Origin of the sequence: Streptomyces sp. CA-135486 (assembly GCF_050936555.1) — a bacterium.
Classification (GTDB): domain Bacteria; phylum Actinomycetota; class Actinomycetes; order Streptomycetales; family Streptomycetaceae; genus Streptomyces.
Genome location: NZ_JBNJMM010000002.1, coordinates 647,739 through 661,686, shown reverse-complemented (window position 1 = coordinate 661,686; position 13,948 = coordinate 647,739). Strand labels below are relative to the sequence as shown.

Annotated in this window: 12 protein-coding genes; 6 read left to right on the top strand and 6 right to left on the bottom strand. The window is 70.2% G+C overall.

The genetic code is table 11. The annotated features are described in order from the left end of the window. Positions 1-4 precede the first annotated feature (4 nt). The 3 genes from pgsB to ACQEVG_RS22215 are packed head-to-tail and all read left to right on the top strand — an operon-like array spanning position 5 to position 3,016. Positions 5-1,423 (top strand): poly-gamma-glutamate synthase PgsB, encoded by a 1,419-nt coding sequence (pgsB, locus tag ACQEVG_RS22225; protein ID WP_432986665.1) that lies wholly within the window; start codon positions 5-7, stop codon positions 1,421-1,423. After that, positions 1,420-1,902, top strand: coding sequence for a poly-gamma-glutamate biosynthesis protein PgsC/CapC (locus tag ACQEVG_RS22220; protein WP_432986663.1), 483 nt, complete (start codon positions 1,420-1,422; stop codon positions 1,900-1,902). The genes pgsB and ACQEVG_RS22220 overlap by 4 nt, the downstream gene beginning before the upstream one ends. Before the next feature lie 37 nt (positions 1,903-1,939). After that, complete coding sequence (locus ACQEVG_RS22215) at positions 1,940-3,016, top strand: C40 family peptidase (RefSeq protein WP_432986661.1); 1,077 nt, start codon at positions 1,940-1,942, stop codon at positions 3,014-3,016. 269 nt (positions 3,017-3,285) lie between these two features. Here the strand turns inward: ACQEVG_RS22215 and ACQEVG_RS22210 are convergent, their stop codons facing one another. The 5 genes from ACQEVG_RS22210 to ACQEVG_RS22190 form a co-directional block, all read right to left on the bottom strand. Beyond that, positions 3,286-4,953 carry a uroporphyrinogen-III synthase gene (locus ACQEVG_RS22210; RefSeq protein ID WP_432986659.1) on the bottom strand — a complete coding sequence of 556 codons (1,668 nt, stop codon included), beginning with the start codon at positions 4,951-4,953 and terminating at the stop codon, positions 3,286-3,288. After that, entirely contained in the window at positions 4,950-5,909 is a 960-nt protein-coding gene (gene hemC / locus ACQEVG_RS22205) for a hydroxymethylbilane synthase (protein WP_432986657.1), read from the bottom strand. Before hemC ends, ACQEVG_RS22210 begins: the two co-directional genes overlap by 4 nt. After that, the gene (locus ACQEVG_RS22200; protein ID WP_432986655.1) at positions 5,906-7,567 is read right to left on the bottom strand and encodes a glutamyl-tRNA reductase; all 1,662 of its coding nucleotides are present in this window, start codon (positions 7,565-7,567) and stop codon (positions 5,906-5,908) included. The genes hemC and ACQEVG_RS22200 overlap by 4 nt, the downstream gene beginning before the upstream one ends. After that, positions 7,564-8,292 carry a redox-sensing transcriptional repressor Rex gene (locus ACQEVG_RS22195; RefSeq protein WP_432986653.1) on the bottom strand — a complete coding sequence of 243 codons (729 nt, stop codon included), beginning with the start codon at positions 8,290-8,292 and terminating at the stop codon, positions 7,564-7,566. The genes ACQEVG_RS22200 and ACQEVG_RS22195 overlap by 4 nt, the downstream gene beginning before the upstream one ends. Positions 8,293-8,645: 353 nt before the next feature. Next, positions 8,646-8,921, bottom strand: coding sequence for a glutaredoxin family protein (locus ACQEVG_RS22190; RefSeq protein ID WP_404725420.1), 276 nt, complete (start codon positions 8,919-8,921; stop codon positions 8,646-8,648). 156 nt (positions 8,922-9,077) lie between these two features. Here ACQEVG_RS22190 and ACQEVG_RS22185 point away from each other — a divergent pair, with 156 nt between their 5' ends. From ACQEVG_RS22185 to ACQEVG_RS22175, 3 genes are all read left to right on the top strand, one after another. Next, entirely contained in the window at positions 9,078-10,019 is a 942-nt protein-coding gene (locus ACQEVG_RS22185) for an HAD family hydrolase (protein WP_432986650.1), read from the top strand. 517 nt (positions 10,020-10,536) lie between these two features. Then, complete coding sequence (locus tag ACQEVG_RS22180) at positions 10,537-11,331, top strand: ECF subfamily RNA polymerase sigma factor, BldN family (protein ID WP_432986648.1); 795 nt, start codon at positions 10,537-10,539, stop codon at positions 11,329-11,331. Positions 11,332-11,581: 250 nt separating this feature from the next. Continuing rightward, entirely contained in the window at positions 11,582-12,763 is a 1,182-nt protein-coding gene (locus ACQEVG_RS22175; RefSeq protein ID WP_432986646.1) for a DUF5667 domain-containing protein, read from the top strand. A gap of 113 nt (positions 12,764-12,876) precedes the next feature. On the opposite strand, the gene ACQEVG_RS22170 is transcribed toward ACQEVG_RS22175, so the two are convergent. Further along, complete coding sequence (locus ACQEVG_RS22170) at positions 12,877-13,935, bottom strand: lysophospholipid acyltransferase family protein (RefSeq protein ID WP_432986644.1); 1,059 nt, start codon at positions 13,933-13,935, stop codon at positions 12,877-12,879. Positions 13,936-13,948 lie beyond the last annotated feature (13 nt).

Below are 13,948 nucleotides of genomic sequence, written 5' to 3'. Positions count from 1 at the left end.
CACCGTGCTCTTCCTCTACGCGGTGCTCGTCGTCTGCTGCGCGATCATGCTGATCGCGGGCATCGTCGAGCAGCGACGGCACTTCGCCAGCCTGGACCAGATACCGACCAGGGTGCTGGTCAACGGCATCCGCGGCAAGAGCTCCATCACCCGCCTGTGCGCGGGCGCGCTGCGTGGCGGCGGACTGACGACGGTCGCCAAGACCACCGGCACCGCTGCCCGCTTCATCCACCCCGACGCCACCGAGGAGCCGGTCTACCGCAAGTTCGGCATCGCGAATGTCGTCGAGCAGATCGGCATCGTGCGGCGCGCCGCCGCCTACCGGCCGGACGCACTGGTCATGGAGTGCATGGCGGTCATGCCCGCGCTCCAGGAGATCAACCAGTCCAAGCTGATCCAGTCCACGATCGGCGTGCTGTGCAACGTCCGCGAGGACCACGTCGCCGAAATGGGCCCGACCCTGGACGACATCGCACGGTCGCTGTCCCGCTCGATGCCGCACGGCGGTATCTGCGTCACCGCCGAGAAGGACCGCTTCCACGTCCTGAAGGAGGAAGCCGACAAGCGCGACTGCCGGCTCATCTACGCCGACCCCGAGCAGGTCACCGACGAAGAGCTGCGCGGCTTCAGCTGGTTCACCTTCAAGGAGAACGTGGCCATCGCGCTCACCGTCGCCGACCTGCTCGGCATCGACCGCGACACCGCGCTCCAGGGCATGTACGACGCCCCGCCGGACCCGGGTGTGCTCTCCGTCGAGCGCTACATCGCCCCGGGCGGAAAGCGGCTGCGCTTCGCCAACGTCTTCGCCGCCAACGACCCCGAGTCGACGCTGATGAACATCAACCAGCTGCTGGACCTCGGCGCGATCAACAGGCCGCTGAACGTCGTCATCAACTGCCGCCCCGACCGCGTCGAACGCAACGGCCAGATGGGCCAGATCGTCCCCGGCCTCCAGCCGGACAAGGTGTTCGTCATCGGCCACCCGGCCAAGAGCGCCATCGACGCCATACCCGCCGAATGGCGTTCACGCGCCGTCGACCTCGGCGGGGACGCCCGCGACGGCGAGGAGTTCATGCACGAACTCCTCGGCCTGCTCGGTGAGAACTCCTCGCTCGTCGCCATCGGCAACATCCACGGCCAGGGCGAGGTCCTCCTTGAACACCTCGCGGAGCTGCCGCCCGACGAGGAGACGGACGAGGCGGGCATCGCGGACAGCACCACCGAGCGGCCCGGGCACCCCCGGCACGATCGGACCGTGCCGCTGTACGTCAAGCACCTCGACCCGTACGCGCACCTGCCCGCGGCCGAGGAGGACCGCCGTGTACAGGCCCGTCCGCGGCAGTGGCATCCCGAGGCACTCCCGTACGAGCGGCAGCCCCCTTCGACCCCCCAGCAGTGGCAGAACCCAGGAGAGCCCCGTTGATCCCCGCCGTCCTCACGCCCGAGATCGCCGCGATCGGCATCGCGCTGGGCCTGCTGTTCTCCCTCCTGTGCTACCTGACGACAAACCTCTCCCCCGGCGGCATGATCACGCCGGGCTGGCTGGCACTCACGCTCGCCGAGGACCTGCAGCGCGCCGCGCTCGTCGTCTTCATCACGGTCCTGACGTACGTGCTCACGCTGGTCACCCAGCGCTTTGTGATCCTCTACGGCAAGCGGCTGTTCGCGGCGGTGGTGCTCATCGGCGTGCTGCTGCAGGCGACCGTGGTGATCGTGCTGCAGATGAAATTCCCGCTCCTGTATGCCAACCAGACCCTCGGTTTCATCGTGCCCGGCCTGATCGCCTACCAGCTGGTGCGCCAGCCCAAGGGCGCCACGCTGCTCGCGACGGGTTCGGCGACGCTCATGACGTACGTCGTCCTGACCGCGGGAATCCTGCTCGGCCTCATGCCGCACGCGTGACGCCCCGTCCGCCGAACCACCGACCCGGAGCCACCGAATGACCGCCAAGTCCAAGAGCCGCACACGTCCCGTCCTGCACGGGGCAACCGTGATCGCGCTGCTGGCCGGCAGCGCGTACTTCACCGTCGAACTGCGCAAGGAGGAGCAGGCCGGCGCACCCGCCATCCAGGCGGTCACCGACAAGCCCGTCGACTCCGGTGCCGTCGGTGAGGGCGGCTCGCAGAACTGGGAGCGGCTGAAGAACCCCGCACGCTCCGTGCTGCGCGACGGTGCCGGCGACGTGCTCGCCACCTTCACCGACGGCGCCCGGACCGCCACTCTGACCGGCCCGAGCCGCACCTTCAGCGAGCCCGCCAACACCAAGTCCAAGGTGGTCACGGAGAACTGGGTGCGGCTGATGCCCGAGGAGTGGCGCAAGGGTGCCGAGCGCGAGCAGTGGTTCAAGGAGTGGTTCAAGGAGTACTACGGCAGCGAGAAGGAGGACCTCTTCGCCATCGCCTTCCAGTACGGCGACCAGGCACCGGTGAAGAAGGACGTGGACGGCACCCCGTACGCGGGCGACGCCGCGTTCGGTCCCCTCAACCCGGACTCCGTGGGAGGCGGCGACCTCCGGATCGAGCAGTCGGACTTCTACGACTACCTCGGCCAGTCGTACACCTTCCGCAACGGCACCACGATGGCGGCCGAGCCGGCCAAGTACCGGTCCATCGACTGCTCCGGCTTCATCCGTACCGTCTTCGGCTACCGGGCTCGCTACCCCCTGATGGCGACCGACACGTTTGGCGACGGCCTGCCGCGCAGCTCCAACGGCATGGCCCGCTCCGATGCCGGCGTCGACATCATCCCGCTCAAGGGCATCGGTCCGGCGGACCGGCCCAGCTCAACCGATGTGCTGCAGCCGGGCGACCTGGTCTTCTTCAAGCTCGACTCGCGCACCGGGCAGCGACTGGACCATGTGGGGATGTACCTCGGCAACGACGCCGACGGCCACAAGATCTTCATCTCCAGCCGGGAGGAGGCCAACGGCCCCACCATGGGCGACAAGGGCGGGACGTCCCGCCTCGACGGCAATGGCTTCTACGCCTCGACGCTGCGCAGCGCGAAGCGCCTCTGATGTGGGGGCTCCGCCCCAAATCCCGCGCCTCAAACGCCGGCGGGGCTTGATCTGCCCTGGCATATCAAGCCCCGCCGGCGTTTGAGGACACTCCCCCTACGCCCTTCGGGTGTGGGGCCCCAGCGGGCGTCCGGGGCCACGGGGCGGAGCCCCTGAGCTCGCGTCGCGAAGCCGGCGCGCGGGGGTCTGGGGCTTGCCCCCAGTTACGGGAAAGGGCGGGGCGGGGGAAACCCCCAGCCGCCGCCCCGCGAAACCCGCACTCGCCAGGGTTACGTCGTCCGCCTCCGCCGCCCCCCGGGCCGGCGCTCGCTCGGGCGGGTCACATGCTCCCCCGCCTCCACCGCCGCCGCCCGCCGCCGCGCGCCGAACTCCGCCAGCGCCTCCGCCAGCTTGTGCACCGACGGCTCCGGGGACAGGACGTCCACCCGCAGCCCGTGCTCCTCCGCGGTCTTCGCGGTCGCAGGACCGATGCACGCGATGACGGTCACGTTGTGCGGCTTGCCCGCGATGCCGACCAGATTCCGCACCGTCGACGACGACGTGAAGAGCACCGCGTCGAAGCCGCCGCCCTTGATCGCCTCGCGCGTGTCCGCCGGCGGCGGCGACGCCCGCACGGTCCGGTACGCGGTGACGTCGTCGACCTCCCACCCGAGCTCGATGAGGCCCGCGACCAGCGTCTCGGTCGCGATGTCGGCACGCGGCAGGAAGACCCGGTCGATCGGGTCGAAGACGGGGTCGTACGGCGGCCAGTCCTCCAGGAGACCGGCCGCGGACTGCTCACCGCTCGGCACGAGGTCCGGCTTCACACCGAAGTCCACCAGCGCGGCCGCGGTCTGCTCCCCCACCGCCGCGACCTTGATTCCGGCGAAGGCCCGCGCGTCGAGCCCGTACTCCTCGAACTTCTCGCGCACGGCCTTGACCGCGTTCACCGAGGTGAAGGCGATCCACTCGTAACGCCCGGTCACAAGACCCTTGACCGCGCGCTCCATCTGCTGCGGCGTCCGCGGCGGTTCGACGGCGATCGTCGGAACCTCGTGCGGCACCGCGCCGTACGAACGCAACTGGTCGGAGAGCGACGCCGCCTGCTCCTTGGTCCGCGGCACGAGCACCTTCCAGCCGAACAGCGGCTTGGACTCGAACCACGCGAGCTGGTCGCGCTGAGCGGCGGAACTGCGCTCACCGACCACGGCTATGACGGGCTGGTGGCCGTCCGGCGACGGCAGCACCTTCGCCTGCTTCAGCGTCTGCGCGATCGTGCCGAGCGTCGCGGTCCAGGTGCGCTGGCGCGTCGTCGTACCGGCGACGGTGACCGTCAGCGGGGTGTCGGGCTTGCGGCCCGCCGCCACCAGCTCGCCCGCCGCCGCGGCGACCGTCTCCAGCGTCGTCGAGACGACGACCGTGCCGTCGCTCGCGCCGACCTCGGTCCAGCAACGCTCGCTCGCGGTGCGGGCGTCCACGAAGCGGACGTCCGCGCCCTGGGCGTCGCGCAGCGGCACACCGGCGTACGCGGGCACACCCACCGCGGTCGCCACACCCGGCACGACCTCGAAGGGAATCCCCTCCGCGGCGCACGCGAGCATCTCCTGACCTGCGTTGGTGTCCAGGCCGGGGTCGCCGGTCACCGCACGGACGACCCGCTTGCCGCTGCGCGCGGCCTCCATGACAAGATTGGCCGCATCCCTGAGGACGGGGATCCCGGCGGCTGTTGACGCGTCGTCAACAACCGTCAGTTCAGGCGTGCTTACGCTCGCTCTCGCATGGCTGCGTACGACCTCGAGCACATCCGGCTCGGCGATCAGTACGTCCGCGCCCGCGAGCGCCTCGACAGCGCGCAGTGTCAGCAGTCCGGGGTCGCCGGGACCGGCGCCGAGGAAAGTGACGTGCCCGTGTGCCGAGAGCGTCGAGGATGCGTTGGCGGTGGGACTGGTGGGGCTCAAAGTGCTCGCTCCCCCATAAGACCAGCCGCACCCTTGGCGAGCATCTCGGACGCGAGTTCGCGACCGAGCGCGATGGCGTCGCTGTGCGACGTGGGTACGGGACCGGTGGTGGACAGCTGCACCAGCGTCGAGCCGTCGGTCGTGCCGACGACGCCGCGCAGGCGCATTTCGGTGACAACCTGTCCGTCGGCCAGCAGGTCGGCCAACGCACCCACAGGTGCGGAGCAGCCGGCCTCCAGGGCGGCGAGCAGGGAACGCTCGGCGGTCACGGCGACCCGGGTGTGCGGGTCGTCGAGCTCGGCGAGCGCGGCGGCGAGGTCCGCGTTGGCCGCGGCACACTCGATCGCCAGGGCCCCCTGGCCGGGGGCGGGCAGGACGAAGTCGACCGACAGGAAGTCGGTGACCTCGTCGGTCCTGCCAAGGCGGTTGAGCCCGGCCGCGGCAAGCACCACGGCGTCCAGCTCCCCGCTGCGTACATATCCGATCCGGGTGTCTACGTTGCCGCGGATCGGTACGGTCTCTATGCGCAGGCCGTGCGTACGGGCGTACGCGTTGAGCTGCGCCATACGGCGCGGCGAACCCGTGCCGACGCGGGCGCCGTCGGGCAGCCGGTCGAAGGTCAGTCCGTCGCGCGCCACCAGTGCGTCCCGGGGGTCCTCGCGCGGCGGCACGGCCGCCAGCGAGAGGTTGTCGGGCTGCGTGGTGGGCAGGTCCTTGAGTGAGTGCACGGCGAAGTCCACTTCACCGGCGATCAGCGCGTCGCGCAGCGCGGTGACGAAGACGCCCGTGCCGCCTATCTGTGCGAGATGCTCACGGGAGGTGTCCCCGTACGTGGTGATCTCGACGAGCTCGACGGGGCGTCCGGTCAACTGGCGCACCGCCTGAGCCACTTGCCCGGACTGGGCCATGGCCAGCTTGCTGCGCCTGGTCCCGAGCCTCAGTGCCCTCTCGGTCATACTCGCCCTCGATTCGGGTCATTCATGTCGGCCCGGCTGACGGCGGCGACCGTCTCCGGGTCGAGGTCGAAGAGTGTCCGCAGCGCGTCGGCGTACCCGGCACCCCCGGGCTCGCTGGCCAGCTGCTTGACTCGCACGGTGGGCGCGTGCAGGAGCTTGTCGACGACGCGGCGCACGGTCTGGTTGATCTCGGCGCGCTGCTTCTCGTCGAGCCCGGTCAGCCGCCCTTCGAGGCGCGCCATCTCGCCCTCGACGACATCGGCGGCCATGGTGCGCAGCGCGACCACGGTCGGCGTGATGTGCGCGGCCCGCTGGGCGGCGCCGAATGCGGCGACCTCGTCGGAGACGATGCGGCGCACCTGGTCGACGTCGGCGGCCATGGGGGCGTCGGCGGATGCCTCGGCGAGCGATTCGATGTCGACGAGCCGTACTCCGGCGAGCCGGTGGACGGCACCGTCGATGTCCCGCGGCATGGCGAGATCGAGCAGGGCCAGTCGCACCGCCCCACTGCGTGCCGCCCGCGCTCCGAGGGTGGGCCTGATGGTCCGCGCCGCGTTGTCCACCCACGCCCCGTGCTGCGCAAGCTCATCGACATGCAGCTCGTCCAGCCCCACCGGGCAGCTCTCGCTTTCCGGCCCCGCCGGCGTCTGAGGCGCGGGGTTCGGGGCGGAGCCCCGACCGGTGCCCGCGTCGTCGTCGGTGAGCCCCACCGACGCGGAGCGGTCATGCACACGCCCGTCCCGTGCGGCCGTCGCCGCCAGGCGGGCCACCAGGCTGCCGTCCGGTGCGCGCAGGTCGGCCCGGGGCGCGGGGGCGGGGACGGTGTGCTCCGCGAGCGCCGTCGCGACCGACTCGGCCGTCAGGACAAGACCCGTCGCGCCCGTGCACGACACCGCCACATCGGCACGTGTCAGCTCGTCGTCAAGGTCGGCCATCGACACCGCGCGCGCGGAAACCCCGCTCGCCCCGTCCAGCACCGCGGCCAGCCGCTCCGCGCGCTCCAAGGTCCGGTTGACGATGACAAGTTCACGTACACCCAGCCGCGCCAGCGTCGTCGCGGCGAGCGAGGACATCGAGCCGGCGCCGATCACCAGCACCCGCTTGTCCGCCGCCCAGCCCGAAACCTCCGCGCCGTCCGCGAGCTGCTCCAGGCCGAACGTGACGAGCGACTGCCCGGCCCGGTCGATCCCGGTCTCGCTGTGCGCGCGCTTGCCGACCCGCAGCGCCTGCTGGAAGAGGTCGTTGATCAGCCGGCCCGCGGTGTGCAGTTCCTGCCCCAGCGCGAGCGCGTCCTTGATCTGCCCGAGGATCTGGCCCTCGCCGACGACCATGGAGTCGAGACCGCAGGCCACCGAGAAGAGGTGGTGGACGGCCCGGTCCTCGTAGTGGACGTAGAGATAAGGAGTGAGCTCCTCGAGACCGACACCGCTGTGCTGCGCGAGCAGCGTGGACAGCTCGGCGACACCCGCGTGGAACTTGTCCACGTCCGCGTACAGCTCGATGCGGTTGCACGTGGCCAGCACCGCCGCCTCGGTCGCGGGCTCCGCCGCCAGCGAGTCCTGCAACAGCTTGATCTGCGCGTCCGCGGACAGCGAGGCCCGCTCCAGCACGCTCACCGGCGCGCTGCGATGGCTCAGTCCGACAACCAGAAGGCTCATGCCGGCATCACGGCGGGCATGTCCCCGTCCGGTCCCTTCCGGCCTGCCGCGGCCTCGGCCTCCTCGCCGGCCTTCCGCTGCTCGTGGAAGGCGAGGATCTGCAGCTCGATCGAGAGGTCGACCTTGCGCACATCCACGCCGTCGGGCACGGAGAGGACGGTGGGGGCGAAGTTGAGGATGGAGGTGACACCGGCCGCGATCAGGCGTTCGCACACCTGCTGCGCCGCGCCGGCGGGCGTCGAGATGACGCCGATCGACACCCCGTTGTCGTTGATGATCTTCTCGAGCTCGTCGGTGTGCTGGACGGGCATCCCGGCCACCGGCTTCCCGGCCATCGTCGGGTCCGCGTCGATCAGCGCGGCGACCCGGAAACCACGGGAGGCGAAGCCGCCGTAGTTGGCGAGCGCGGCGCCGAGGTTACCGATGCCGACGATGACGACCGGCCAGTCCTGGGTGAGACCGAGCTCGCGGGAGATCTGGTAGACGAGGTACTCCACGTCGTAGCCGACGCCTCGCGTGCCGTACGAGCCCAGGTACGAGAAGTCCTTGCGCAGCTTCGCGGAGTTGACCCCCGCGGCGGCGGCGAGTTCCTCGGAGGAGACCGTGGGTACGGACCGCTCGGACAGCGCGGTCAGGGCGCGCAGGTACAGCGGAAGCCTGGCGACGGTGGCCTCGGGGATTCCTCGGCTTCGGGTCGCCGGTCGGTGATTTCGGCCAGTTGCCACGGTGCTCCTGCGGGATGAGCGAGGCTGCAGGCGGCCATACGTCCAAGGACCGCCCCGTCGAATGCAGGCTATGTCTTTGTGAACGCGTGCACAAAGATGGTGTCCGTTTTGTCCGTGCAAAGTGACCGGGGTCACGCAATCCGATCGCTTGTTCCAGGAACCGCGAACCGCATCGGTCCGTTGAAGAGCCGAAGGGGGCAAAGCCGTACACACTCCTCACGCATAGGCCCCCGAGACCGCCTACTGTGCCCTGTCCACATCGCGTCCCGATAGAGCCGTGTCAGCAGATCCGGGTCAGCCCGGCCGGCCGGAGAAGTACCGGCAAAACGTCCGCGAAGGCAGCCCCTTTCCGCTTACGCCCCCAGCGCGCGGCGCAGCCGCCCGGCATCCACGCGCCAGAAGGTGTGCTGATCCCCGTCGACCAGGACGACCGGGATCTGCTCCCAGTACGCCCGGTGCAGCGCCTCGTCCTGCGTGATGTCCTTCTCCTCGAAGGACGCGCCCGTCTCGGTGCACACCTCCTCGATCACGGCCCGCGCGTCGTCACAGAGATGACACCCCGGCTTCCCGATCAGCGTCACCACGCGCTCGGCGGCCTTCTTCTTCGTACGTCGCAGCACAGGACTCATAAAGCCATTCTCCGTCCTGTCCGCCCATGCGTACGGGACACGGCACCCATCCCGGACATGCGCACGATCGCCGCTTAACAGAGCGGTCGCGGAGAGTTCACGCCACCGCATCCCGGCGTGTCGGGAAGTCCCGAACGGACTGGCTATGCTCACGACATGGCCGCACTGGGATGGCTCACGCCCCGTAGACGCTCCGCCACCGCGCGGAGCGTGCTCGCAGGCGAGGCAGCAGCGGAAGCAGCACGGAAGTCGTCACAGCAGTTCGAGGTGCTCGAGGCGCCGGACGGCACGGCCCCGCCTGCCGAGCCGGAGTTCCCCGTCCTGGGGGACGACCGGGCCGCCGCGTTCTTCGACCTCGACAACACCGTGATGCAGGGCGCCGCGATCTTCCACTTCGGCCGCGGCCTGTACAAGCGGAAGTTCTTCCAGCGCCGCGAACTGGCGCGGTTCGCCTGGCAGCAGACCTGGTTCCGGCTGGCCGGCGTCGAAGACCCGGAACATATGCAGGACGTACGAGAGTCCGCGTTGTCGATCGTGAAGGGCCACCGGGTCTCCGAGCTGATGTCCATCGGCGAGGAGATCTACGACGAGTACATGGCGGACCGCATCTGGCCGGGCACCCGGGCACTCGCCCAGGCGCACCTGGATGCAGGTCAGAAGGTGTGGCTGGTGACGGCGGCCCCGGTGGAGACGGCGACGATCATCGCCCGCCGCCTCGGCCTGACGGGCGCGCTGGGCACCGTCGCCGAGTCCGTCGAGGGCGTGTACACCGGCAAACTCGTGGGTGAACCGCTGCACGGGCCCGCAAAGGCCGAGGCCGTGCGGGCGCTGGCGTCGGCGGAGGGCCTGGACCTGACCCGGTGCGCGGCGTACAGCGACTCGCACAACGACATTCCGATGCTGTCGCTGGTGGGGCATCCGTACGCGATCAACCCGGACACGAAGCTGCGCAAACACGCGCGCGAGCGTGAGTGGCGGCTGCGGGACTACAGGACGGGCCGCAAGGCGGCGAAGGTGGGCATCCCGGCGGCCGCGGGCGTCGGCGCCCTGGCGGGCGGCACGGCGGCCGCGGTCGCCCTGCACCGCCGCCGCCGCTGACCCGAGCCCGGCCGCTGCGGCCGGCGCGCCGCAGCCACGCCATGCCGCGAGGGGGGTCGCTCTGGGCAGGGCACGCCCGACTGAACGCGCGGGCTGCCATGCCGCTGGCTGTCCGTCGAAGCGCGTCTCCGACCCGCGACGCAACGTCCCGGCGTGCCGTCGGGCGAAGCCGGCGGACCACGCACCACAGAACCCGCGTGGCCCCGCGCCCCCAAGCCAATCACCGGTCTTACCCCGCCACACCCCTGGCCAGTCCTCTTGCCGTGCCTCGTGCACAACTCACCCCCCGTTGGGACAGATCGCGACGCAATACGATCAACAAACGCTCACGATGTGCCACTTGATCCGCCGTCGAGTCGTAAGAGAAGCGACGGAAACGGCGATTTGAGCAACTGGGTGTAGCACTGCCTGTACGAAGCGTTATTCTCCTCAGACGCATGACGGACCTCCACCAGTCCCCACGACGGGTGAATGGTCCCGCACTGCACGTGATGGAAGCTCTGCCTCTGGGAGTCCCGTGTACCCACACGTCGGGGTTGACGCCTCGGGCCTGGCTACGCTGCGCGCAGCGGTCCTCGACCACTTGCGCGGCTTCGTCCCCACCGCGTACGCCGTCCCCGCCTTCGCCATGCCCCGCCTTGCCGCCAGCGGCCCCGCCGCCCCCTGCTACGCCCTGACCGACGGCCGCGCCACGGTCGGCAGACGAGGCAGCCGGGGCAGCTCCGGTGCCTCGACCGCCGCCCGTCGGCCCACCGCCGACAGCGACAGCGCCCGCATGATGGAGCTGGTCGAGCGCGCCCAGGCGGGCGAGGCCGACGCCTTCGGACGGCTCTACGACCAGTACAGCGACACCGTCTACCGCTATATCTACTACCGCGTGGGCGGGAAGGCGACGGCCGAGGACCTCACCAGCGAGACGTTCCTGCGCGCCCTGCGCCGTATCTCCACCTTCACCTGGCAGGGCCGCGACTTCGGCGCCTGGCTCGTCACCATCGCCCGCAACCTCGTGGCGGACCACTTCAAGTCCAGCCGCTTCCGCCTCGAAGTCACCACCGGCGAGATGCTCGACGCCAACGAGGTCGAGCGCAGCCCCGAGGATTCCGTCCTGGAGTCCCTCTCCAACGCCGCACTGCTCGAAGCGGTCCGCAAGCTCAACCCCCAGCAGCAGGAGTGCGTGACCCTGCGCTTCCTGCAGGGCCTCTCGGTCGCCGAGACGGCCCGGGTGATGGGCAAGAACGAAGGCGCGATCAAGACCCTCCAGTACCGGGCCGTACGCACCCTCGCCCGGCTCCTCCCCGACGACGCCCGCTGACCGCTCGTCCGCCCGCTGACGACCCCCGACCTCACCCTCAACTCACAATCGGTGACGGCTTGATGACGCACTGGTCCGATCATCTTTCGCGCGTAACCCAAGTGCCACGACGCTCGTTGTGCGGGATGCAGGCCCCCTGTGGTCACGCCATGCCCATAGCCACTCACTCGATCGTGTGGATGTGTGCAAGGCGTGCAACCTTCCAGACCCCCGGGGGAGTCGATCGTCATGACGAGAGGAGGTGCCGCCAGTGATCGGACAAGTTTCGGCACACCGGCGGGCGAACGCCTTCGCCCAGGCCCTGGAAGATCAGGCGGCCGAACAGCCGGAGGAATCGGTCGAACCGGCCGGGCGCGGACGGCTGTTGGCTCTGGCGAACGGTCTCGGCGAGTTGCCGAAACCGGAGATGGACCCCGAGGTCAAGGTGGTTCAACGAGCACAGCTCGTGGCCGCCATGGAAGAGATGTTCGCCTCGGGAGGTGCGTCCGCGGGCTCTACGCTGCCCGAGCAACGGGCGTCCGGCCGCGGCGCCCATCGGGCCTCCCCACTCCGGAAACTGCGACCACGCTCGCGCTGGTCGAAGGGCCTCGCGGCCGGCGGTCTGACCGTCGGAGTCGCCGCGGGGGCCTTCAGCGGAGTGGCCGCTGCCAGTTCCGACGCACTACCCGGTGACTCGCTGTACGGGCTGAAGCGCGGCATGGAGGATCTCAAGCTCGGCATGGCGGACGACGACTCCGACCGCGGCGAGCTCTATCTCGACCAGGCCTCCACCCGCCTGAGCGAGGCGCGCCGCCTCATGGAGCGCGGCCGCGCGGGCACGATGGACCACGAGTCGCTCGGCGAGGTCCGCCGCGCGCTCAATGGCATGCGGCACGACGTCAGCGAGGGTCACCGCCTGCTGCACGCCGCGTACGAACGGGACGGCTCGCTCGGGCCGATGGCGACGCTCAATTCATTCGCCCGCTCCCACCGCGACGTGTGGAACGGACTCCGCGACCGGCTGCCCATGCAGCTGACCGACGTCGGCGACGAGGTGAGCTCCGTCTTCGACGCCATAGACCAAGAGGTCGGCCCGCTGGAGTCGTTGCTGCCCAGGGGTCCCGAGAAGGGCGCCCGCGGCTCGCAGCGGCCCGGCTCGTCGAGCCAGGACTCGGCACACCCCTCGGACCCCGGCCGTACGACACAGTCGTCGCCCGGCGCGGGCGACAGCCGACCGGGAGAGAACAGTCCGCGTCCCTCCGGCTCGAGCACCAGGACGGACGACGGCCTGTTGGGCGGGGACACGGGCGGCCTGTTCGACACCCCGGACGGCGGTGCCTCGCCGTCCGCGTCCGGCAAGAGCCTCACCCCGTCCCAGCCGGATGTCACGATCCCGCCGCTGCTCCCGGGCATCCTCCCGGGCCTCGGGTTCGATGGCGAGGACGACGAGTAGTACATCCGCACACACGAGGGCGGCCGCTCCCGCTGGGAGCGGCCGCCCTTGTGCTGCACGCCCCAGAAAAGGCCGTCCAAGCAGACCGCCGAATCCGACGCCGAATCAGACCGTCAGAAGAACACCGACCGACGCTGCACCAGCAACTTGTACAGCGTGTGCTGGATCTGCTCCCTCACCTGGTCCGTCAGGTTGAACATCAGCATCGGATCCTCCGCCGCCTCCGGCGGATACCCGTCCGTCGGGATCGGCTCCCCGAACTGAATCGTCCACTTCGTCGGCAGCGGCACCGCTCCCAGCGGCCCCAGCCACGGAAACGTCGGCGTGATCGGGAAATACGGGAACCCCAGCAGCCGTGCCAGTGTTTTCGCGTTGCCGAGCATCGGGTAGATCTCCTCCGCCCCGACGATCGAGCACGGCACGATCGGCGCCCCCGCCCGCAGCGCCGTCGACACAAAGCCGCCGCGCCCGAACCGCTGCAGCTTGTAACGGTCGCTGAAGGGCTTGCCGATGCCCTTGAAGCCCTCGGGCATCACCCCGACCACTTCGCCCCGCTGCAGCAGCCGCTCCGCGTCCTCGGCGCACGCCAGCGTGTGCCCGGCCTTGCGGGCCAGCTCATTGACCACCGGCAGCATGAAGACCAAGTCCGCGGCGAGCAGCCGCAGATGGCGGTTGTCCGGATGGTTGTCATGCACGGCGACCTGCATCATCAGACCGTCCAGCGGCAGCGTCCCCGAGTGGTTCGCCACCACCAGGGCCCCGCCGTCGGACGGGATGTTCTCGATGCCCTTCACCTCGACCCGGAAGTACTTCTCGTACAGCGGCCGGACCATCGACATCAGGACCTGGTCGGTGAGCTCCTTGTCGTAGCCGAACTCGTCGACCTCGTAATCACCGGTGATCCGCCGGCGCAGAAACGCGAGACCGCCCGCGATACGCCGCTCCCAGCCGCCGCCCAGGCCCGCGGCCTCCCGGAGCTCACCGGGCTCCTGCCCGGCCGTCTCGGCGGCCCTCGCGGGCCCCTGCTGCCCCGGCAGCGGGCTGACCGGAACCTCCCGCACCACCGCGGGCTCGGTCTTCCGACGGCCCTGCGCCGGGCGCCGCCGCGGAGAGCGCTGCGCGCCGGCCCGCGAACGGTCGTCGTCGAACGGAATGACCTTGGCGTCCGCCATCGTTGGCTGCGCT